The sequence below is a fragment of the Bacillus sp. MMSF_3328 genome, assembly GCF_030733525.1.
In the GTDB taxonomy this organism is placed as follows: domain Bacteria; phylum Bacillota; class Bacilli; order Bacillales; family Cytobacillaceae; genus Bacillus_AB; species Bacillus_AB infantis.
On record NZ_JASHIV010000016.1, the window covers coordinates 13,956 to 34,103 of the forward strand.

A 20,148-nucleotide genomic window follows, 5' to 3' on the forward strand; every position below is an offset into this window, starting at 1 on the left:
AGTCATAATATTTAGATGTTTTTTAGAGAATGGCAAGGCGATGCCCTGTATTCGGCGCTGGATAAACAGCAGCAATATACCACGGCTTAAATTCTTGCTTTCTCTCATATATGTGCTAATATTTGTGGTAATTCAAGAGAACGGGTGAAAAGAATGAATATAAGCAAAGAAAGAAAAATAGTCCAATTTCAGGATGGAAAGCTTAAAGAGGGTGCAGACCTGATAGCAGAGGAATTCCCTCTCACCATCTTTATAAATGGCGAGGAATTCGCTACAATGGTTTGTTCCCCGGACGGACTGGAAGAGCTTGCGGTCGGATTCCTTGCTTCTGAAGGAGTCATCCGCAGCAGCAGAGAGCTGACAAGCCTCCAGGTAGACAGCAGCAAGGGCTTCGCTTATGCCGAGGTAAGCAGTTACACCCCAGCCTTAAAACCGGCCCATTCCAAAAGATTCATCGGCTCCTGCTGCGGCAAAAGCCGGCAGTTTTATCTCCTCAGTGATGTGAAGACAGCAAAGACCTCCACTTCAACAGCTTCATTAACAGCCCAAGAATGCCTATCAGCGATGAAGCAGCTGCAGGAAGCCAGTGTTGATTTCCGGCAGACCGGCGGTGTCCACAATGCAGCTTTATTCCATGGCGACAGGATGATCATCAGCCGTACAGATATTGGCAGGCATAATGCTTTAGATAAAATTCTGGGATACTGTATAATAAATAAGATACCTGTACGGGATAAAGCGATTGCGTTCAGCGGAAGGATTTCCTCTGAAGTGCTTCTGAAGGCCGCCAAAATCGGGGTCGGCATCTTATTGTCCAAGTCTGCCCCGACCGGCCTTGCGATTGATCTTGCGGAAGATTTGAACATTACTGCAGCAGGATTTATCAGGGGAAATTCCTTTAATGTATACTCCTGCCCGGAACGGATAACAGAAATTTAAATTTAAAGGAGGCCATCCCATGCTCATAGATAAACTAGACAGAAATCTGCGGGATCTGCGCATCTCCGTTACCGATAAATGCAATCTGCGCTGCACCTACTGCATGCCGGCGGAAATTTTTGGCCCCGGATATGCCTTCCTGCCGAAGGACCAGCTCCTTTCGTTTGAGGAAATAGAGAAGCTTGCGTCCGTTTTTGCGAAGGCATTTGGAATCCAAAAATTCAGGCTCACCGGGGGTGAGCCTTTAATGCGCAAAGATCTCCCCCAGCTTGTTGAGAAATTGTCCAGCATCCCCGGGGTTGATGATATAGCCATGACCACTAATGGAATACTGCTGCCCCGCTATGCAAAAGAACTGAAATCTGCAGGATTGCGCAGGGTTTCCATCAGCCTCGATTCACTGGATGATGAGCTGTTCGGAAAAATAAACGGCCGCGGAATCAAAGTTGATCAAGTGCTGAAAGGAATTGACGCAGCAGCTGAAGCCGGCTTGAAAGTAAAAATTAACATGGTTGTCCAGAAAGGCGTAAATGATCATCATGTTATCCCAATGGCCAAATTTTTCAAAGAGAAAGGCCATGCTCTTAGATTCATTGAATTCATGGATGTCGGGAACACAAACCAGTGGAATATGGATACCGTTTATACAAAGAAAGATATCCTCCGCGATATAGCGGAAGTCCTGCCCTTCCAGCCTGCCCCGCCGAATTATCCGGGGGAAGTTGCAAAAAGATATGTATATGAAGGCTCAGAATCTGAATTTGGGATTATTTCTTCCGTCACTGATGCTTTTTGCTCATCATGCAACAGAGCAAGGCTTTCTGCTGAAGGCAAACTGTATACATGCCTGTTTTCTTCTGCCGGGCATAACCTCAAAGAGCCGCTCCGTGCAGGAAAAACCGATGATGAACTTGAAAGCATCATCACTGGTATCTGGAATGCCAGGGATGACCGGTATTCAGAGACGAGGGATGAGCTGAAAAGCAGCGGCGCTTCCCGGAAAAAAGTTGAAATGTCCCATATTGGAGGCTGATCTGGTCTCTTTTATTGTCAGGAGGATGCATAATGGCGGAACACCGATTTGAACTAAAAGCCCACTGGCCAGGATTGCGCAATGATTCTGGAACACTGGAAACAAAAGGTCTCTCTACGAAAATATCCATCCCGCCGGAAATGGACGGGCCTGGCGTCGGCACTAATCCGGATGAAATGCTCCTCGGTGCAGCCGCGACATGCTATATCATTACACTGGCTGCCATGATGGAGAGAAGCAGGCTCGAAAAAGAGGACTTAACGATAGAATCGACAGGGATAGTCGATGTTACTAACGGTGTCATAACCTATAAAGAAATTATCCACCGCCCTCAGATTATTTTGAAATCGGACGCGTCAGACCGCGACCTCCAGCTTGCCGAACGGCTTGCCCAAAAAGCGGAGGGATCCTGTATGATTTCAAGGGCTGTAAAAGGAAATGTGGAAATTTCACTTTATACGGATATAAAAAAAGCTGAATAACAAAAAAATGCCCGGGAAACTGAACGATACCACATAATGTGGCCGCCTCAGATATCCCGGGCATTTTTTGAACATAAAAGAGTGCCTTATTCTTCAATTCAACTAGCTTAGCTGCTTTTTGAGGGCAAACTTTCTGATAGCTGCTGCTACTCCATCTTCAGTGTTGGCAGCGGTCACTGCGTCGGCTGCTTCCTTTACTGTCTCCTGGGCATTTCCCATCGCTACACCCCAGCCGCATTCCCTGATCATTGAAATATCATTCAGGCTGTCCCCGACAGCCATCACCTGATCCATCGTTAAGCCAAGAAGTTCGCAGACCCTCTTAATGCCATTAGCCTTATTGACTCCCAGTGCATTGACTTCGATATTGGTCAGGGCGCTGTTCGTTATTTCCAGCTCTCCCCGTTCTGCCAATGTCTGCAGAACCGTTTCCCTTGCGGCATCGTCCTCGATGTTAAAACCGAACTTCAGCCATTCGTTTGACAGCAGATCTTCCGGCATCTCATCTCGGAACACCTTCTCGCTGTTAACTGCCCAGAAGCCGGCTTTATGCTCTTTTGACAAATCCCACATCCAGCTGATCAGCTCTGCAGAAACCGGATTCCTTTCCACAAGGCTCCCGTCCGGTCCCCATATCTCCCCTCCGTTGATTGTCACAAGATAGGAGTCAAGCTCCAGGGAATCTGCGTGATCCCTGCAGGTAAGCCTTGTCCTGCCAGTGCTTAACACCACTTTGATGCCTGCTTCAATGGCTTCCTTTACAGCTTTACGGTTCCCATCCGATACTTCGCCTTTTTCATTCAATAATGTTCCGTCCATGTCCAATGCAATCAGTTTAATTTCTGGACTTTCTTCTCTGTTTTGCAACGCGGCTCAGTCCTCTCTCGAATTATGTCTATTTTATTATAATAAAAAAATGGCATGTCTATCCAATGATAGACTTCCCCGCTCTTTTTTATCCTATATATATTCTGCACCGGGAAGAAGCTCTGACAGCCAATCTTAGCATAAACTTTACAATTGTCCTCCAGGCCAGAATGTCCCGCCGAGCTTCAGGACCTTTAGCTGTTCCTTGGGCAATGCAAGCCTGTCCCATTCTTTTTCCAGCCTCTCCAAGGCTTCAGGCCCTGTATCATCTGCAAGGCGGTATGCACCATAATGCATGGGAATGAACCGCTCTCCTTTAAGCTCCAGAAAGGCTTTTATTGCATCCTCGGGATTGATATGGGAAACAGACATAAACCATTCGGGTTCATACGCTCCAATCGGCATCAGGACAATATCAAGCTTGTGCTTTTCCGCTATCTCCTTGAATCCCCTGAAATAGCCCGTATCCCCTGCAAAATAAACTGATTGTTCATCTTCAGGATTCTCTATGATCCAGCCTCCCCAATGGGAAGTATTGGTGTCATTCAGGCCCCGCCTTGTCCAATGCTGGGCAGGGACAAAGGTAAGCTTAAGGGTGCCCGCTTCAAAACTGTCCCACCAGTCTGCCTCGTGGATATTCTTATAGCCCCTCTTTGTAAAAACTCCCTTCAAGCCTGCCGGCACATAGAAAGCCGGATCTCCCCCAAGCTTTTTGATTGAAGGAAAGTCAAGATGATCATAATGGCCATGCGAAATCAGGACCAAATCAATGGGAGGAAGGGAAGTGATTGGCAGTCCAGGCTCCGTCAGTCTCTTTTGAACCCCCATTCTTAAAGCCCACACAGGGTCAGTGATCATATTCAATCCGCCCATCTGTATAAGAAAGGTCGAATGCCCTATCCAAGTCACTGACATGGACTCCCGGTTTTTCTTAAGCTTCTCTGCTTCCTTCTCTTCAGCCTGAGCTATCTGCACATTAAGATCTTTCTTATTCCTCCGCCTCTCCCTCGACCAGCGCAGCATATCCATGAACCCATGTTCGTTTTTCACACCATCATAATTTTCATATCTGGAGCCTTTCATACCATTACCTTCCTTAACCGCCATATATGGCTTTGATTCTTATATTTTACTAGGGCGGCTGGGAAGCGGCAAAAGATTGCACTTTTCTCCAAAGTAAAAGGACCGGGCAGATCACCCGGTCCAAACTACTTCAAATGCTTCGACTTAACATTCTCGCGCAGAAAATCAATGGCACTCCTCGTTTCATCAAGATAGGCAACGCTTTCATCATACTGTCTGGAAGCGGCGCACATGAAAAGAATATCAATAACATGAAGCTGTGCGATCCTCGAGGAAGTTGCACCGCTCCTGAATGTTGGCTCTTTTGTGGAAGATGTGAACAGCCTGATATCCGCTTGATCTGAAACGAGGGAGCTTCCGTACTTTGTAAGAGAGATTGTTACAGCGCCCCGCTTATTGGCAAGCTCAAGTATCTTGGCGACCTCAAATGTCTTGCCTGAAAAAGATATCCCGAAAACCACATCATCCGGCTTAACATTCGCGACCAGTGTAGCAGTCATATGGATATCAGCAAAGGCTGTAGCATGCTTATTGATGCGGAGGAATTTCTGCTGGGCGTCCTGGGCGATGATGCTGGAGGCGCCTACCCCAAAGAAATGCACTGTTTCCGCCTTCTGGATGGCTTCGACAGCTTTGGAAAGCTCTTCTGTGCTCAGCAGATCGGCAGTTTCCCTGATTGTCTGGATGCTGTTGCTCGACATTTTCTCAATGATGGAATGCTGTGATTCATTCGGTTCAATATCACGGAATCCGGGGTGGTCAGTTTTTTGCAGATCACCGGCAATCCTAAGCTTCAATTCCTGGTAGCCTTTCAGCCCAAGTGATTTGCAGAGCCTGATTACGGCCGCACTGCTTGTGGAGCTCCGCTTGCCCAGTTCACTGGCTGTCAATGCGATCGCTTCCTTTGGATTTTCCAGGATGAAGGATGCTATTTTTTTCTCTGAAGGAGGCAGCTTTCCCAGCATTTCGGAAAGCATGACAAGCCCGCCATTAATAAAAGACATGGAATACCTCACTTGCGATATATTTATTATTTATATTATAACGCCTTTTCCCTGTTCTATCATTTTTGAGCAGTGCAGAAGGTGAAAGATGCTTTGCTGCTTCATTGTAAGCAGGACTCCTCCATGTTATGATAGACAAAAAAAGTGTTGGAGTGCTTAATATGTATATTGTCCATTCTACCTTTACCGTGCCGGCTGAAAAGGCTGCAGAGGTAATAGAAATCTACCATAACCGCTCACGGAAAGTAGATCAGTCCGAAGGCTTCAAAAAATTCCTTCTGCTCCAGAACAGCAAACGACCAGGGGACATTACCGTCCATATGGAATGGGATACGAAGGAAAGCTATTTAAATTGGGTAAAAAGCGCCCAATTCAAGGAAATCCATGATCTTGAAAAGAAATACCCAGACCAGGAGCTCGCCTCTGTCATTCCAAAGGTAACTCAATTCGAGGTTGTTGGAGACTAGCATATCATTTTATCAAACTACTAAATGCCCGGGACCCCCGCTCCAGTTTTGAGCGGGGGTCCTTTTTGCATGGCATATTTGGCCCTTTAATTGATACAGGATCAAAAAAGCCCTCCATAGAGGAGAACTCTAATCATTATTTTTCACAAGCCCAATGGTCTTTCTCACGGTAACACTTTGAAGCATAGGCAGGATGTGTGGATGGGACGCCATTTGGATGAAATCATGTTGTATTCTCTTAGGCCAGTATATCTTTCAAAGGCGGAAAAATTTATAAAATTCAGTGAATAACTATTATTTCCTCCGGATCCCAAAGCGGGCATTAATCTGCCCTTTTAGCATCTGCTCGCGGAGTTTCTCATCTTTGGTATTATTTTTTTTCAGATAATCGCTCCTGATTTCGTCTGTTCTGACCCCTTCTTCTCTTTTGTTGGCAATATCAATGAGCTGTTCAACATCTGAGAAGGAATATTTCCTGCTCCCCTTTTCAGTTCTTTCGGGAAAAATGAGGCTTCTTTCTTCATAATATCTAATCTGCCTTTCACTCAATCCTGTCAGCTCGCTTACCACCCCAATGGAAATGACTTTTCTGTTCTTGTACGAAGGTTCTTCTTTCATACACTCACCCCGATGGCTTTATCTTTGTTCCATTATATATATGCAGAAACAGATTTTCACAGAGTTATGTAAGAAAATCTGACATTAATTAACCCTTTTATGAAAAAACAGGAAGATTTTCTTACAAAGCAAATGAAATTTCTCATGTTTTTTTCTACACTATAAAAAACGAAAGAAAGGATGAGGGCCGGTGCCATTTCTTCGCGAGGCAGTTGAGAAAAAGAAGAAGTATTTCATTCAGTTGCTCGTTAAAGGCGGTTTGCTCGATTCTTATGTAAAATCATTGACGCTGACAGAACTTGAGGGAGAATATAAGAAACTGCAAAGAGAAAAGGGTCTGGACAAAAGTTGAACCGGAGGGGAAATGGATGGAAAGAGAAGCAGCCGAACTTGCGAAGAAAATCATAGAACTGGATCTGCTCCGTGATGAGATCTGGGAAGTGCTCGCCGAACTTGCAGGTGAACGTGCCCATGAATTGCTCCGAATGGCTCAGAACAGCTGAGGAAACCTAATATCTGATTGAAAATGGATGTTAAGGTAAGTGCAGAAATCTTCTTGGAAGTGGTATAGGAGTGGTATTGGTGCCTGTCACCCGCAATTGAAAAAAAAGCCCGCTGCCGCGGGCTTTCTCTATTTTTTAGTGCTGCTTTTACAATGGCAGCAGTTCGATTGTTTCTTTATTCTTCAATCCTTCAACCATTGCGAGCCATTCGGCAGGCTTGTTGGAAAGGACGCTGTAATAAGTTTCAAGAAAATCTGCAGCAAGGGCTGCAGGTATTCCCTGCGTTTCTTCATTTGCCGGCATGAAGCATAGATCAAGACCTTTCACCGCTTCACCGTCATTCTTCCATGATGGGTGTACATATTCAAAACTCAGACGTCTGTAGCCCAGATGTGAGAGCACTTCCCGGCGGACAAACGGATTCATCGCCTTCACTCCGCCAAACTCATGGCTGCCGGCCTGATAAGGGTCATAAATTTCTGCAAACATCCCAAAAAGCTCTTTGCCATTTTCCCTTGCAAGCCCTTCAAGGTCTTTCTGCCTGTTAACTGCAAGAAAGCGCCCGATGCTCAGGCCCGGCTTGCCGATGATGGTAAAATCGGTCATGGCGATATTCCAGTCAGGATAATAGCGGTATTCTGTTGCGCCTACGGCTTCGCCGTCTTCAAGGGCAATAAACACCCTGATGCCGGGATCCTCGAGCGGTTCTTTCCACAATTCATATTCCAGCACCTCTTCCGGAGGGAAAACGTCCTTCATTAAATTATGCATCTTGACAAATAATGGATCTTCAATACTTGTAATGCGGATATACTCCATCTGACACACTCCAAAAATAGTTATTTATTCTCCTGTAAAAAAGGATTTCTCCATTCCATCAGGCAGGCATAATTCAAGGACTCCCCGTCCTCCAGGTAACCGGACACCAGAGCAATCGGGACCCGCCCGCATCCCAGGAGAAATGAAAGGACCGGGTCCTTCAGTTCTCCTGCTGTAACCTTCCGGACATATTCTTCAGGGCTCATGAGCGCTGCATGCTTAATATAGCCCGGCATGCGCCCTCCCCCAAGCAGCCGCTCCAGCCCAAGGCCAATGACCGTATGATACATAGCCTGCATCAGAATCTTGCCCAGGCCGAGCTTACGGTATTTTGGCCGGATGCTGATATCCACGATATATAAAGTATTTCCATTCGGGTTATGATTGCGGATATACCCTCCGTCTGTCACTTCTTCCCATGTGTGGGAAGGTGAAGAAGGGTCGAACTGCACGAGAAGCCCTGTCATTGAGCCGGCAAGCTCGCCATCAACCTCTATGCAGAGCGCACCTTCCGGAAAGAGAGAAACATGGTTTTCCAGCTGTTCCCTGTTCCACCACAGTTCTTCTGGAAAAGGAGGCGGAAAGCATTCCGCCTGGATGCTGATCAGCTCAGGAAAATCTTTTCTTTGATAGTTCCTGACTGCCGCCTGCAGCATCTTTTCACCATCTCGAACATAGAAACGGCTTTCGTATCCCATACTCTCAGCCTTCTATCCCGGTATTTTCCCAGTCTGTATACAGGTCACTGCGCCTGTCGCGCCAGGTTGTCACTGAACCTCTTTCCCTCACTTCGTAAAGCAGGCTCAAATCAAGGTCAGCAGTTACGATCATGTCATTATTAAGCTCGCCTTCAGCCATGATACCCTTAGGCGGAAACGGAATATCATTAGGCGTCAGCACTGCGGCCTGCCCGAAGTTGGCGCGCATGAAGTCAACTGTAGGAAGAGATCCGACAGTGCCAGTCACAACTACATATACCTGGTTTTCAATCGCCCTTGCATGGCTGGTATAGCGGACACGGTGGAAGCCATGGCGGTCATCTGTGCAGGAAGGACAGAAAATCACATCCGCCCCTTTCGCTTTCGCCATCCTGACGATTTCAGGAAACTCAATATCATAGCAAGTGAGGACCGCAATGCGCCCCTTATCTGTATCAAAGACACTGAGGCCGTCTCCCTGGGACATATTCCATTCATGTACCTCTGTCGGTGTAATATGGAGCTTTGCCTGCTCCCCTATCCTGCCGTCCGGATAGAACAGGTGGGCCACATTGTATAATTTTCCATTTCGGCTGACAACATGGGTGCCTCCGATGATATGCATCCCTGTTTCAATTGCGAAACGGGAAAACAGCTCCCTGTATTGATCCGTAAACCCTGGGAGTTCATTGATGGTCAGCCTTGTTCCCTGCTCACTCCCGATTGACAGAAGCTGCGTTGTGAAAAACTCTGGAAACAGGACGAACTCTGATCCATATTCCTGTGCTGTTTTTATATAATGTTCACACTGGTCAGCAAAGTCCTGGAATGAACGAATAGTATGCAGGTGGTATTGAATTGCAGAAACTCTTAATTTCATAAAAAAAACCCCCTAAAAATTGATGGGCTAGTGCACGCTGCACTATCTTTTTGATTATGGAATATTTTTTGATTTTTAACAAGTACTCACTTTGAAGTAAGTTGGTTACTTCTCTGTAACTATCCTTCTTCTCCACCTGTTGAAGGCTCTGCAGAATACATCTCTATTATTTTCAATAAAAGTCCTGTGCCAATCGTCCCGGCGCTCTTTTACCTGATATAATAAAATATACCTAAATGTAGTAACTATATCTGGAGGAGGGGCATCTTGGTCTCGCTTAATAACCTGCAATATTTTTATGCTCTGCTCGGAATTATTTTTTCCATCATTAATTGTTCTCTTTTACTCCGCTCAGTCAGGAAATCCTCGCATTCGAAGGGCAATACATCAGATCATCTTCTGAGAGATGCCTCAATCATTGGCATTACCTTTTTCCTGACAAACTTGTTTGTTGTTCTTGCTTTGAATGCCAAAGTCGATGCAGTCGATTTCTTTTTTTATTTTCTATATTTCCTTTTCAGCTGTATCGGAGGCAGTTTCCTGGCCATTAAGATGGGCATCAAGAAACAGCTGGGAACGGGTTTGTATCTGCTTGCCGGCTTTATGATTACCAGTATCATACTGCTCGCTGATTATTCTGCCGTTTTTATTCTGTTTCACCATGATTTACATTTGAATCTGCCGCTCGTTTTAATGACCGGCCTAATCACTCTAGGGATATCCTTTTCATCCCTCCGCTTCCTCCTGCAGCTGAGCAAGGAGCCTGAAAACAGCAGTAGCAGGCGGTGGGAGCTGATCGGAAGCCTGGCAGCTGGCCTGGCACTGTCCGGCATCCCGTATCTGACTGCTATTTCGGCTGTTGGCATCCAGAGCGGTTATTTTAATGAGCTGTTCTTATTCCCATATGCAGTGGAGATCCTGGCAATGACTACGCTCGCCATAGTACCGGACCTGTTCGGCGAATACAGGAACACCGTCAACGAAACGAGGCTTGAGAAAAGCGAGCAGCATTTCAGCTCGCTGTTTGATTCCAATCCCGATTCAGTATTCTCCATCAATCTGGAGGGCCGCTTTATTTCGGTTAATAAAATGGCGGAAAAACTGACCGGCTATACAGAAGCGGAGCTGCTTCAAATGACTTTCATTCCATTGATCTTTGAAAAGGATATCTCCAGGACGCTGGATTACTTTTTGCAAGCGAAGGAGGGAATTCCTTCTGAGTTTGAGGTCACTATGCAGCGGAAAGATGGAATCTCCGCTATTGTAAGGATTATTGCTGTTCCTATCGTTCTGCAAAAAGAAGTCATTGGCGTATATGGAATTGCTAAGGATATAACGGAAATCATTCAAAGCCAGGAAAGGATCCGGTATCTTGTCAATCATGATGAATTGACGGACCACTATAATTCCAGAAAGTTCATTTATGAAGCAGACAAGGTCATTGCAGAAGGGAGTCCTGTCTCAATCCTCAGCATTGAAATCGGCCGCATCAGGAGTATCAGGGAGGTTTTTGGGATAAAGGAGGGCGACGGGCTCCTAAGAGAGGCATCTTCAAGGCTGAAGAATGCCTTTGGCGAGAGCGCCCTGTTCGGCAGGCTGAATGGCGATGAGTTCGCTCTCCTGATCAGGGAAAATCTGGACCTCGAGAAAGCAGCAGGGCTAATTGAAAGAGCCTTTGCCGAACCCTTCACGGTGGATGATCATGAAATCTTCCTTGAGTGTTCGATTGGCGCTGCCATTTTTCCGGATCATGGCAAAGAAGCGTCCGAATTGCTGCGGAATGCCGAAAACGCCAAGAGGACGGTAAGCAAAAATGATCATGCTTTTTTTGCGCTCTATGAAAGAAAACAGAACCAGCACAGCCTGGAAAAGATCGTTATTGAGAATGAACTGAAAAAAGCCATTGAAAGTGACGAGCTGATGCTTTACTACCAGCCGAAATATAATGTTTTAAAAGAATGCCTAACCGGGTTTGAAGCGCTTGTAAGGTGGAAGCATCCACAAAAGGGCATTCTCCCTCCGGGTGTTTTCATACCGGTTGCCGAACAGTCAGGACTGATTGCCGCGCTTGAGCTTTGGGTGCTGAGAGAAGCATGCTTTCAGCTGAAGCGATGGCACAGCACAGAACTCATGGGGCTCCCGGTTTCAATTAATCTATCACAAAAATCTTTTTCGAATCCCGGATTGGTTAAAAGCATTACCCGCTGCACTGAACAGGCAGGCATCGACCCTTCCCTTCTCGAAATCGAGATCACTGAGAGTCTTGCCATGTTCAACGAGAAGGAAACAATAGAAAAGCTTCAGTTCCTGAAAAAATACGGAATGAAAATCAGCCTCGATGATTTTGGGACCGGCTACAGCTCTTTAAGCTATATTGATAAACTTCCCATCGATACCATTAAAATCGATAAGTCTTTCATAGACAGGCTTGGCGATAATGGAAACGGGCATTCGATGGTGTCTGCCATCATTTCCATGTCTTCCTTTTTAAAGCTGCATCTTATTGCTGAGGGTGTAGAAACGAAAGAGCAGGCCGATATGCTGTCCAGGATGGATTGCCATGAAATCCAGGGCTATTATTTCAGCCCGCCGAAGCCTGCCGCAGAAATCGAAAGAGAGTTTGGAGGAAAGAAAGCGCGGATAATATAGAAAACGAAAAAGAAGCAGCCGGCTATGCGCTTGGCTGCTTCTTTTTTATGAAGATCTGATTACTGCTGGTACTGAACCTGATGAAGGCCGGCGAAAATGCCGCCTTTCGCGAGCAGTTCATCATGCCCTCCCTGCTCCGCAATCCCGTCTTCTGTCACAACAACGATCCGGTCTGCATTGCGGATGGTTGCCAAACGGTGTGCGATTACGAGCGTCGTCCGATTTTGTGCAAGCTCTGAAAGGGCCTTCTGAATGATCATTTCCGTTTCAGTATCAAGGGCCGATGTGGCTTCGTCCAAAATCAGGATTGGCGGATTCTTCAGGAACATCCTTGCTATCGCAATCCTTTGCTTTTGCCCGCCGGATAATTTGAGTCCCCGTTCGCCGATCTGAGTTTCATACCCGTCAGGCAGGGAATGGATAAATCCTTCCAGATGGGCACGCTTGGCGGCTGACCGGATCTGCTCCTCAGATGCATCCAGCATGCCATAAGCGATATTCTCCTTTAAAGTTCCGGTGAAGAGAAATACATCCTGCTGGACGATCCCGATCTGCTTCCGCAAGGATGATTGGGTCATATCCCGGATATCCATGCCGTCAATGGTGATGCTTCCTCCATTCACATCATAAAATCTCGGGATCAGCGAGCAAATGGTTGTTTTCCCCGCCCCTGAAGGCCCGACAAAAGCCACCGTTTCCCCTGCCCTAATGGTAAGGTCGATGTCTTTCAGCACCTGTTTGCTGTCATCATAGCTGAACGAAACATTGTCCAAAGCGATATTCCCCTTAAGGGAAGCCACTTCAATAGCGTCGGGAGCATCCTTTATTTCCGGTTCTGTATCCAGGAGTTCCATGAACCGCTTGAATCCTGCCATCCCTTTCGGATAAAGCTCCATCAGGGCACTGATTTTATCAATCGGCTTGAAAAGGACATTCACATACAGAACAAATCCGACGAGCTCGCCATAGGACAGCTGGTTTTGGTAGCTAAGCCATGCCCCGAGAACAAGGACGATAAGCACCATCATCCTTGTCATCATATAAATGCCTGATGAGCTGTAGGACATGATTTTATATGCGGCAAGCTTTGCTTTACGGAATTTCCGGTTATTGACAGAGAAGCGGGAGATTTCAAAGTCTTCGTTGGTGAATGACTGGACAACGCGGACTCCGGAGACACTGTCCTCTACCCTGGCATTGACATCAGCTATGTCGCTGTACATCTGCTTCCAGGCTTTGTTCATCCTGATATTGCAGAAAGTGATCAGCCATACGAGGAATGGCACGATCAGGATCGTTACGAGAGCAAGCTTCACATTGATGGTCAGCATGATCCAGAAGGCCCCGACAAAGGTCATGATGGCAATGAACAGATCCTCCGGCCCATGATGGGCAAGCTCGCCGATATCGAAAAGGTCATTCGTTATCCGGCTCATAATATGCCCTGTTTTGGTGTTGTCAAAAAATCGGAAAGACTGCCTTTGGACATGTGTGAACAGCTGATGGCGCATATCTGTTTCAATGTTGATGCCCAGCTTATGGCCCCAGTAATTGACGATATACTGCAGGAAAGTGCTCGCTATATATAAAGCCAGCAGACCTGCACTGACTGAAACTATCATCGACCAGTTGCCGCTTGGCAGGAGCTTATCGATAAACCATTGTACAGCAAGGGGGAAGGCAAGCTCCAGAAGGGCGACTATGACGGCCGAACTGAAATCGAGCGTAAATAGTTTTTTATGAGGTATATAATATGAAAAAAAGCGTTTTAGCATCTTTCTTTTTCTCCTTTTCGTGGTGCATCTTCAAATACAGCATGCTGCGGAGCAGGATCTGCCAGCGCCGCAGCATTGCGCAATCTATTATGATCTCATGAATTTCAAAGAAAATTCTTCCCCGCTTATCCTTTTGAACAGTTCCCCGAACTTCAGACTGCCTGAGGGCCTGATGACTTCATTCAGAAGGAAGCTGCCGAAAGCTTCAGGGTCTGCGAGCAGGCCATTTCCATGCTTCTTTTCAAAAACCCCCTTAAGCATTTCACAAGTCACATCGCCCATGAAATAATTGTGAAGATAAATCGGATGGGTAGTATAATGAATCGTGAAAGCCCATGGCGGCTCATCACCAAACGGCTCCTCCTGCAGCACTTCCCTGTGGTTCTTCCAGTAAAGCTGATACACGTCATCCAGTGAAGAGGCTTCATTGAGATAAAAGCTGTGATCAAAAAAGATCCGGCTGATGGCTCGCAGCGAGTTTGTCTTCCGGTATTCCTTCAGCCTGGAAAATTGCTCTGCCGCGCCATCAGACCCGCTGAAAAAGCTCCCGGAAAACTGCGGGCTGTAAAGAAATCCCTGAAATAAGTTGGCAATCCCTTCACTGATGATCCCGCTCACGCCTGTATTCAATATCAATTCCTCCGGATCCAGCAGAAAGGAATGGACGGCATGGCCTGTTTCATGGAGAAGCACACCATACTCATGAAATTTATTTTTCACATTAGCCAGTATCCGTGAATCCTTTGCCGTTTCAATCGGGAAGTTATAGCCCCATTCCGATTTGTTTTTTCTCGGAAAAATGTCATACGTAATATTATAGCTGCTAATATCAAACCCGAATAGAGAAAATAATTTATTGATATTCCCGAAATAATCGGACATATCCACTTCCTGATTCAGCAGAGGGGCAATCTTTGCATCGATATACTGCTCATCCCAGGGCAGGATCCTGTCTTCATGGAGGAACTGCTCTGCAAATCCGGCCCTCGCCTTCTCCATGGCAGGCAGGGACTGATGGAGCTCAGGGAGCCAATTGCTGAAGATGTCTTCGTCCAATTCATTCATCTCAAGCTGATGCGCTATGTAATTGGCTGATCCATATTCTTTGGCATACGTTTTCCTCAGGCTGATAAGATCGAGGAATCCTGCATCAATCATGGGCTGGTTGATCTGATTTTTGGCAAAGAAAGCCTCCCTTCTCCTGTTCTTATCCTCATCCCGGCTCATTACCTGGCCAAGTTCAACAGAGGAAACCTCCTTGCCCTGAAAGGTGTATCGAAACTGGTTCAACAACTTGGACAGGTCACTGACTTTCCCCTGGATTTCCTCATCCAGTTCATTCAGCGACTGTGACAAATGGTAAGGTTTGAATAGATTGTCAACCAGCTGCAGTTTTCTTTTGTTCAGTGGGTCCTGCTCTGTTTCCAGTGCTTCCCTCACCAATTCATAGCTTTTCTCATTCTTCAGAAGGCTGGTTATTTTCTGGTACTGGTCTTTTAGGCCGAAATCGTATCCGGCTGTATATTGTGTCCAAAGGAGACGCCCGTACTGCGTCTGTGCATCATGCACTTCACTGTATATTCCTTCAATCTCTTCCATATGCTGTCCCAAGCTGATTCCCCCATTTTTTATTTCTATAATCGAAATACATTGAATCTATTATATAAAAAGAATATTCTGCCAGCAAGAAGGATTTTTGCAGCTTGGAGCTTTTATTGTGCCTTTCACAGGAAAAGCGGCGTGGTTCCACGCCGCTTTACAAGGTGATCATAAAACAAACCATACCTTTTTGATCCTGCCAGCTTCCGCCTCGTACATGGCAACTGCTTCTGTTTCTTCTCCGCTTGCCCTTCCCTTCACACTCTCATGGTCGATGCAGATGCTGCCTTTTATTATTCTGGATAAAAGGACTGCCTTCTGGCGGGGATTGCTTTCAAACAATCTCTTATACACTTTGCGCATTTCCTCTTTTCCTGCATAAAGCAGTTCCTGTGAAGGAAAGCTGCGGATTTCAACATCTTCACTATACACTTCAAGGAATTCTTCAAGATTCTGGCGATTATAGGCTTCAAGCTGCCTTTCTGCTAATTGCTCCACTATAGCCATCCTTACTCCCCCATTTTCTATCAGTTATCAGATGCTGAGAAGGAAAGTCCCTTTTTTTTCATCAGATATTTCAGAGCTGCCTGGAAATCAGAAAAAGTTTCTGCCTGAAGATTGATGCCAGTCAGAACAACCTCACGGATAAGAACCGGGGAAAGTCCGACAAAGTAAGGTTCAACCCCCATGAGGCGCACCGACTTTGTCAGCTGATCGATTTCAATGCCCAGCTCTGACAGGCTCATCTGCTCGATCCGGTCGATTGTAATATCCGTAAAATCGATAATAGCCGTTTCCACTTCATTTTTCTGGATATACTGCATGATCTTCCCCCGGATTTTCTCAAACCTTTCAGCAACCAGCAAACCTGTTATCGGAACAAGGATTGTACTGGGAATAATGGATGGAATGATCGGTGCAGACATCAGCGATATTACTTCTTCATATTCCTTTACCTTTTCTTCAAGCATTCTTATGTATTCTTTCGTCATTGTTACTCTTCACCAATCCTCAATTTATTTAAAGTTGCACTTTTATTGGCTGTTGAGCGGCGATATCAGCTCAGCCAGCTCATTCTTGGGTGAATTCACAAGCGTTGATACCGGATAAGATTCCATTTCCTCCGCAGGATAAGGTACAAGAAGCTCTTTGAGTTTCCCAAGGTCTTTTTCTCTGGGATTCAGCCATGTATCATAATCACTGCTTTTCAGGATGACAGGCATCCGGTCATGAACTTCTTCTGTTACGCTGTTTGGTTCGGTTGTAATGATCGTGCAGGAGAAAACAGGTGCATCCGGCCCTTCCCATCTTTCCCACAGCCCGGCAAAGGCAAAAGGCTTGCCCTCCTTCAAAATGAAACGGTAAGGCTGCTTCCCATCCGCCGTTTTCTTCCATTCGTAAAATCCATCAGCCAGAATCAGGCAGCGCCTTTGTTTGAATGCATCCCTGAAGCTTGGTTTGCTTTCAATCCCTTCTGAACGGGCATTGATCATTTTATAGCCGATTTTCGGATCTTTCGCCCAGAATGGTATAAGCCCCCATCGCAATTCAGCAGCTTTCCTTCCGCCTTTTCCAGCAGCTACTGCCAGGATATTTTGGCTTGGAGCAATATTGTATCTTGGTGATATTTCCCCTTCGAAGGAAAAATTGAATTGTGACTGAAGCTCATGTATTCCTTCTGTTAAAGTAAACCTGCCGCACAAAAAGATCATCCCGCTTTCTGTCTGGATTTCCTTCTGCCCAGGAAACTGCTCAAGGGCAAGCAAAAGCAGCGGAGGAAGATCCCCCGCTGAAAAGGAAGGTGTTAATGGGTACTAGTGGTTAGTGGTTACTGTATCATATGCTCGTATGCTTTGTCCGTATAGACAGGTTGTCTGGTTTATATGCACATTTTTAATGTGTACCTAATATCTATTTAACCAGATATAAGGCAGTTAGTCCTAATATTTTGTTTATAAAGCTGCCAAATATTCAAAAATAGCCCTTCCAGGCCTCTTGGAGATTTGGCAGCAGCAATCGGATCGGCAAAGAGTCTTTCTATCATACCAGTGTTATGTAAGCCCTTCTTTGTAAAGCAGCTTGCTTTACTAAGAAGGACAATTATTTATATTGAGGCATTGGGCCTTATTTTAATCGCATTCGAAGGTTCTCCGGTGTCCTTCAGCACATGCTTGGTGGAATATTTGCTGGATTCGCTTTAAGCGCAGCCGGCGGTGTGTCGTGTATATATGGAGGTGCCGGCTTCAGCTTCGGCGCCTTGCCAAACGGCTGCGGGTTTTCCACATAATTAAAGGTTCCCTGGCAATCCATGCTGACACCCTGCGCCCAGCGGCCTTCAGCGCTCTGATTTCCTTGGGAGAAATTAAACAGCGTATAGCTGACCTGGCGCTTTTCCAATTCTTTCGGGAAAGAAACAGGAACTACGATTCCGCCTTCAGCAGCTTCTAATTCCTTAATAGCTGCTATCCATTGGTTCTGGTGCATCGTATCCCTGGCAATCAGGAATGACAGCATATCCTTTACGCCTCTGTCGTTTGTAGTCTCATACAGCCTTACAGCCTGAAGACGTCCCTGCGACTCCGCATTCAGGTTGGCCCTGAAATCGGCGAGAAGATTTCCGCTCGCTATGATATAATCTGCTGTCCACCTGTTGCCTACACTGTCTGCCGGCATTGCCCCCAAGCCTGAGACGATGGCATGCTGAGGATTCATTCCGCCAAGGATGGCCGCCATGATTGGATCCTTGGCTGCATCTTCCAGATCACCAACAGGAGCACCATCAAGCAAACGGGCAATCATCGTTGCGAGCATTTCAATATGGGCTAGTTCTTCTGTGCCCGTATCCATTAGCAAGTCTTTATATTTTCCATTTCCTCTCACACTCCAGCCTTGAAAGAGATATTGAAGTGCTACAGAAATTTCACCGAATTGCCCCCCCAATACTTCCTGAAGCTTTTTAGCAAATAGGGGATCCGGCCGATCCGGCTTTGCCTGATACTGAAGCTCTTTAATATGATAAAACATAAATACCCTCCTCAAATTCCCTCTATATATCTGGAATTGTACATTCCGTGATATCAGCCCTTATATATTTATGGAATAATCAGCCAATATTGCACGTACAATGGTAATTACCCATCAAATTGGGCTGAAAAAAACTGACCCCTATTGGAATCAGTTTTTTATACTGTATAATTTTCCTTTCACCGAGAAGGAAATCCGGCCGGTTTCCTCAGAAACAACAATGACCAAAGCGTCTGTCTGTGCAGACAGCCCCATGGCAGCACGGTGCCTCGTTCCGACCTTCTTGCCTTGAAGCTCCGTATCCGCCACAGGAAGGATATTGCCTGCTGAAATGATCTTATCCTTTTCAATCAGCATGGCGCCGTCATGAAGCGGGTTGCCCGGATAGAAGATCGTTTCAATCAAAATCGGGCTGACATTGGCCGTAACCGGGACGCCATTATGGAGGAATGCTGCAAGCGATTCTTCCCGCTGCACGACAATAAGGGCTCCATGCCTTTTCTCTGACAGCCTTTGGGCAGCAAGCGAAATGCCGGCATACTCTTTGCTGAACGGAGAGAGGAAGGTCTGGAGATAATAGGTTGAAGCCAGGTTCTGGGCATCTGCTACGAGCTTTTGCAGCTTTTCGAACTCTGTCAGTATACAGCAGTCCAGCTCTTTCATCGTAGTCTCGACCGTCCCCAGCTGTCCTTCTATATCGCGGAAATAGCGGGCAAGGTCACTTCTATAATGCTTTTCGCTATATTTCACGCTATCCATCCTTTTAACAGTTGTGTGTTAATGAACATATTTCCCCTGCTTGGGCACCACAAACGTTTCATGACCTTTTGTAAGCTTTTCCAGCCCTTCCGTGAGTTCTTTTCCATAAAATGGCTGACCGTGCCCCGTTAATGCCGCTTTCGGATTAAGAGCAGCCAGCTTGCGGATCGATTGTCCTGCGGTGTCCCAATCAGGTGTAAAATATGCCGGCGGCCCATGTATCTCCTTAGCCTGGCTCATTACAGCCATCAGTGACTCCTGCTTAACAGTAATAAAGGCATCGCCTGCAAGCAGAACACCGTCGTCATCCCGGAAAAAAGATACATGCCCGGGAGTATGGCCCGGAGTATGTATCCACCTCCATCCCGGGAGACCGGGCAAGGAAGCATCCTCAGGGAGTTCCTTAGCGCTCTCCCCGATATCGATCGGCCTTCTGGGATATAAAGGCGATATCAGGGCCATTAATCCTCTCCCGACAGCAGGGTCTGCCGGCGGATAGGTTTCTTTTCCTGTCAGATACGGAAGCTCAGCTCTGTGTGCATAGACGGGAACATCCCATTTAGAAAGTATTGCCCTCAACCCGCCTATATGATCAAAATGAGCGTGTGTCATCAGGACGGCAAGAGGCCTGGATTCCCTCCCGAACATCTTCTCTGCAAACCTGATGATGAAACCGCCGGATAAAGGCACGCCTGCATCGACAAGAATCCAATCTCTCCCTTTAGGGCCCAGCCCAGTTAAAAAAACGATATTCGCAATTGCCGTTCTATAAACGTATACATTTTCTGCAATCCTGTGTTTCTCGACATATGTTTTTTGCTGTTCCATTTCGTGCCTCCTACTGAAGAATTATTCTTACTATCCCCGTTTTTTTGTTTTTTTTCGATAGAAAGGTTTAACAGGCAGCCGGATGTGGTTTATATATAAATATTCTTTCTAGAGGTGAACC

Annotated in this window: 22 protein-coding genes; 7 read left to right on the forward strand and 15 right to left on the reverse strand. The window is 46.2% G+C overall.

The window, feature by feature from the left end; genetic code table 11:
* Nucleotides 1–153: 153 nt before the first annotated feature.
* From fdhD to RBB45_RS19945, 3 genes are read left to right on the forward strand one after another with little or no spacing between them, the layout of a single operon-like run.
* Nucleotides 154–939, forward strand: a complete 786-nt coding sequence (gene fdhD, locus RBB45_RS19935) for a formate dehydrogenase accessory sulfurtransferase FdhD (protein ID WP_009795611.1) — start codon at nucleotides 154–156, stop codon at nucleotides 937–939.
* A gap of 19 nt (nucleotides 940–958) precedes the next feature.
* Nucleotides 959–1,972, forward strand: a complete 1,014-nt coding sequence (gene moaA / locus RBB45_RS19940; RefSeq protein WP_129612569.1) for a GTP 3',8-cyclase MoaA — start codon at nucleotides 959–961, stop codon at nucleotides 1,970–1,972.
* 32 nt (nucleotides 1,973–2,004) lie between these two features.
* Complete coding sequence (locus tag RBB45_RS19945) at nucleotides 2,005–2,454, forward strand: OsmC family protein (RefSeq protein WP_009795609.1); 450 nt, start codon at nucleotides 2,005–2,007, stop codon at nucleotides 2,452–2,454.
* A gap of 102 nt (nucleotides 2,455–2,556) precedes the next feature.
* Here the strand turns inward: RBB45_RS19945 and RBB45_RS19950 are convergent, their stop codons facing one another.
* The 3 genes from RBB45_RS19950 to RBB45_RS19960 all read right to left on the reverse strand — a co-directional run bounded on the left by RBB45_RS19950 (nucleotide 2,557) and on the right by RBB45_RS19960 (nucleotide 5,408).
* Nucleotides 2,557–3,321, reverse strand: a complete 765-nt coding sequence (locus tag RBB45_RS19950; RefSeq protein ID WP_101548343.1) for a Cof-type HAD-IIB family hydrolase — start codon at nucleotides 3,319–3,321, stop codon at nucleotides 2,557–2,559.
* 147 nt (nucleotides 3,322–3,468) lie between these two features.
* Complete coding sequence (locus tag RBB45_RS19955; protein WP_129612568.1) at nucleotides 3,469–4,404, reverse strand: MBL fold metallo-hydrolase; 936 nt, start codon at nucleotides 4,402–4,404, stop codon at nucleotides 3,469–3,471.
* Nucleotides 4,405–4,529: 125 nt separating this feature from the next.
* A complete protein-coding gene (locus tag RBB45_RS19960; RefSeq protein ID WP_094768940.1) occupies nucleotides 4,530–5,408 on the reverse strand; it encodes a MurR/RpiR family transcriptional regulator in 879 nt (292 codons plus the stop codon).
* Between the two features lie 161 nt (nucleotides 5,409–5,569).
* On the opposite strand from RBB45_RS19960, the gene RBB45_RS19965 reads away from it, so the two are divergent.
* Entirely contained in the window at nucleotides 5,570–5,875 is a 306-nt protein-coding gene (locus RBB45_RS19965) for an antibiotic biosynthesis monooxygenase family protein (protein ID WP_009795603.1), read from the forward strand.
* Between the two features lie 294 nt (nucleotides 5,876–6,169).
* On the opposite strand, the gene RBB45_RS19970 is transcribed toward RBB45_RS19965, so the two are convergent.
* The gene (locus RBB45_RS19970) at nucleotides 6,170–6,493 is read right to left on the reverse strand and encodes a MerR family transcriptional regulator (protein WP_009795602.1); all 324 of its coding nucleotides are present in this window, start codon (nucleotides 6,491–6,493) and stop codon (nucleotides 6,170–6,172) included.
* A gap of 190 nt (nucleotides 6,494–6,683) precedes the next feature.
* On the opposite strand from RBB45_RS19970, the gene RBB45_RS19975 reads away from it, so the two are divergent.
* Both RBB45_RS19975 and RBB45_RS19980 read left to right on the forward strand, forming a co-directional pair.
* Nucleotides 6,684–6,845 carry a hypothetical protein gene (locus tag RBB45_RS19975; RefSeq protein WP_022544051.1) on the forward strand — a complete coding sequence of 54 codons (162 nt, stop codon included), beginning with the start codon at nucleotides 6,684–6,686 and terminating at the stop codon, nucleotides 6,843–6,845.
* Nucleotides 6,846–6,861: 16 nt separating this feature from the next.
* Nucleotides 6,862–6,996, forward strand: coding sequence for a hypothetical protein (locus RBB45_RS19980; protein ID WP_022544052.1), 135 nt, complete (start codon nucleotides 6,862–6,864; stop codon nucleotides 6,994–6,996).
* A 147-nt stretch (nucleotides 6,997–7,143) separates the two neighbouring features.
* On the opposite strand, the gene RBB45_RS19985 is transcribed toward RBB45_RS19980, so the two are convergent.
* Genes RBB45_RS19985 through RBB45_RS19995 form a run of 3 tightly spaced genes read right to left on the reverse strand, consistent with a single transcriptional unit; the run spans nucleotide 7,144 to nucleotide 9,393 of the window.
* Nucleotides 7,144–7,815 (reverse strand): GNAT family N-acetyltransferase, encoded by a 672-nt coding sequence (locus tag RBB45_RS19985; RefSeq protein WP_224950775.1) that lies wholly within the window; start codon nucleotides 7,813–7,815, stop codon nucleotides 7,144–7,146.
* A 20-nt stretch (nucleotides 7,816–7,835) separates the two neighbouring features.
* Nucleotides 7,836–8,513: a GNAT family N-acetyltransferase gene (locus RBB45_RS19990; protein WP_224950777.1), complete on the reverse strand. Its 678-nt coding sequence runs from the start codon at nucleotides 8,511–8,513 to the stop codon at nucleotides 7,836–7,838.
* A 4-nt stretch (nucleotides 8,514–8,517) separates the two neighbouring features.
* Nucleotides 8,518–9,393: a carbon-nitrogen hydrolase family protein gene (locus tag RBB45_RS19995; protein WP_253617315.1), complete on the reverse strand. Its 876-nt coding sequence runs from the start codon at nucleotides 9,391–9,393 to the stop codon at nucleotides 8,518–8,520.
* 267 nt (nucleotides 9,394–9,660) lie between these two features.
* On the opposite strand from RBB45_RS19995, the gene RBB45_RS20000 reads away from it, so the two are divergent.
* Nucleotides 9,661–12,042: a putative bifunctional diguanylate cyclase/phosphodiesterase gene (locus RBB45_RS20000; protein ID WP_253617317.1), complete on the forward strand. Its 2,382-nt coding sequence runs from the start codon at nucleotides 9,661–9,663 to the stop codon at nucleotides 12,040–12,042.
* 59 nt (nucleotides 12,043–12,101) lie between these two features.
* Here the strand turns inward: RBB45_RS20000 and RBB45_RS20005 are convergent, their stop codons facing one another.
* From RBB45_RS20005 to RBB45_RS20040, 8 genes are all read right to left on the reverse strand, one after another.
* Complete coding sequence (locus tag RBB45_RS20005) at nucleotides 12,102–13,817, reverse strand: ABC transporter ATP-binding protein (RefSeq protein ID WP_009795596.1); 1,716 nt, start codon at nucleotides 13,815–13,817, stop codon at nucleotides 12,102–12,104.
* A gap of 87 nt (nucleotides 13,818–13,904) precedes the next feature.
* Complete coding sequence (locus tag RBB45_RS20010; protein ID WP_022544053.1) at nucleotides 13,905–15,428, reverse strand: gluzincin family metallopeptidase; 1,524 nt, start codon at nucleotides 15,426–15,428, stop codon at nucleotides 13,905–13,907.
* A gap of 156 nt (nucleotides 15,429–15,584) precedes the next feature.
* On the reverse strand, nucleotides 15,585–15,923 hold the full coding sequence (locus RBB45_RS20015; RefSeq protein WP_009795592.1) for a nuclear transport factor 2 family protein: 339 nt from the start codon (nucleotides 15,921–15,923) through the stop codon (nucleotides 15,585–15,587).
* Between the two features lie 20 nt (nucleotides 15,924–15,943).
* Nucleotides 15,944–16,408: an STAS domain-containing protein gene (locus RBB45_RS20020; protein ID WP_094768944.1), complete on the reverse strand. Its 465-nt coding sequence runs from the start codon at nucleotides 16,406–16,408 to the stop codon at nucleotides 15,944–15,946.
* Nucleotides 16,409–16,450: 42 nt separating this feature from the next.
* Nucleotides 16,451–17,119, reverse strand: coding sequence for an SOS response-associated peptidase (locus RBB45_RS20025; protein WP_094768970.1), 669 nt, complete (start codon nucleotides 17,117–17,119; stop codon nucleotides 16,451–16,453).
* A 457-nt stretch (nucleotides 17,120–17,576) separates the two neighbouring features.
* Nucleotides 17,577–18,440, reverse strand: coding sequence for a manganese catalase (locus RBB45_RS20030; RefSeq protein ID WP_009795588.1), 864 nt, complete (start codon nucleotides 18,438–18,440; stop codon nucleotides 17,577–17,579).
* 150 nt (nucleotides 18,441–18,590) lie between these two features.
* Nucleotides 18,591–19,199, reverse strand: a complete 609-nt coding sequence (cdaS, locus tag RBB45_RS20035; protein ID WP_009795587.1) for a sporulation-specific diadenylate cyclase CdaS — start codon at nucleotides 19,197–19,199, stop codon at nucleotides 18,591–18,593.
* Nucleotides 19,200–19,217: 18 nt separating this feature from the next.
* On the reverse strand, nucleotides 19,218–20,027 hold the full coding sequence (locus RBB45_RS20040) for an MBL fold metallo-hydrolase (protein WP_253617320.1): 810 nt from the start codon (nucleotides 20,025–20,027) through the stop codon (nucleotides 19,218–19,220).
* Between the last annotated feature and the right edge of the window lie 121 nt (nucleotides 20,028–20,148).

Bases quoted from the DNA above. Each gene is read 5' to 3' on its own strand.
- fdhD (WP_009795611.1), top strand. From the start codon at position 154: ATGAATATAAGCAAAGAAAGAAAAATAGTCCAATTTCAGGATGGAAAG.
- moaA (WP_129612569.1), top strand. From the start codon at position 959: ATGCTCATAGATAAACTAGACAGAAATCTGCGGGATCTGCGCATCTCC.
- RBB45_RS19945 (WP_009795609.1), top strand. From the start codon at position 2,005: ATGGCGGAACACCGATTTGAACTAAAAGCCCACTGGCCAGGATTGCGC.
- RBB45_RS19955 (WP_129612568.1), bottom strand. From the start codon at position 4,404: ATGAAAGGCTCCAGATATGAAAATTATGATGGTGTGAAAAACGAACAT.
- RBB45_RS19960 (WP_094768940.1), bottom strand. From the start codon at position 5,408: ATGTCTTTTATTAATGGCGGGCTTGTCATGCTTTCCGAAATGCTGGGA.
- RBB45_RS19965 (WP_009795603.1), top strand. From the start codon at position 5,570: ATGTATATTGTCCATTCTACCTTTACCGTGCCGGCTGAAAAGGCTGCA.
- RBB45_RS19970 (WP_009795602.1), bottom strand. From the start codon at position 6,493: ATGAAAGAAGAACCTTCGTACAAGAACAGAAAAGTCATTTCCATTGGG.
- RBB45_RS19980 (WP_022544052.1), top strand. From the start codon at position 6,862: ATGGAAAGAGAAGCAGCCGAACTTGCGAAGAAAATCATAGAACTGGAT.
- RBB45_RS19985 (WP_224950775.1), bottom strand. From the start codon at position 7,815: ATGGAGTATATCCGCATTACAAGTATTGAAGATCCATTATTTGTCAAG.
- RBB45_RS19990 (WP_224950777.1), bottom strand. From the start codon at position 8,513: ATGGGATACGAAAGCCGTTTCTATGTTCGAGATGGTGAAAAGATGCTG.
- RBB45_RS19995 (WP_253617315.1), bottom strand. From the start codon at position 9,393: ATGAAATTAAGAGTTTCTGCAATTCAATACCACCTGCATACTATTCGT.
- RBB45_RS20005 (WP_009795596.1), bottom strand. From the start codon at position 13,817: ATGCTAAAACGCTTTTTTTCATATTATATACCTCATAAAAAACTATTT.
- RBB45_RS20015 (WP_009795592.1), bottom strand. From the start codon at position 15,923: ATGGCTATAGTGGAGCAATTAGCAGAAAGGCAGCTTGAAGCCTATAAT.
- RBB45_RS20020 (WP_094768944.1), bottom strand. From the start codon at position 16,408: ATGACGAAAGAATACATAAGAATGCTTGAAGAAAAGGTAAAGGAATAT.
- RBB45_RS20030 (WP_009795588.1), bottom strand. From the start codon at position 18,440: ATGTTTTATCATATTAAAGAGCTTCAGTATCAGGCAAAGCCGGATCGG.
- cdaS (WP_009795587.1), bottom strand. From the start codon at position 19,199: ATGGATAGCGTGAAATATAGCGAAAAGCATTATAGAAGTGACCTTGCC.
- RBB45_RS20040 (WP_253617320.1), bottom strand. From the start codon at position 20,027: ATGGAACAGCAAAAAACATATGTCGAGAAACACAGGATTGCAGAAAAT.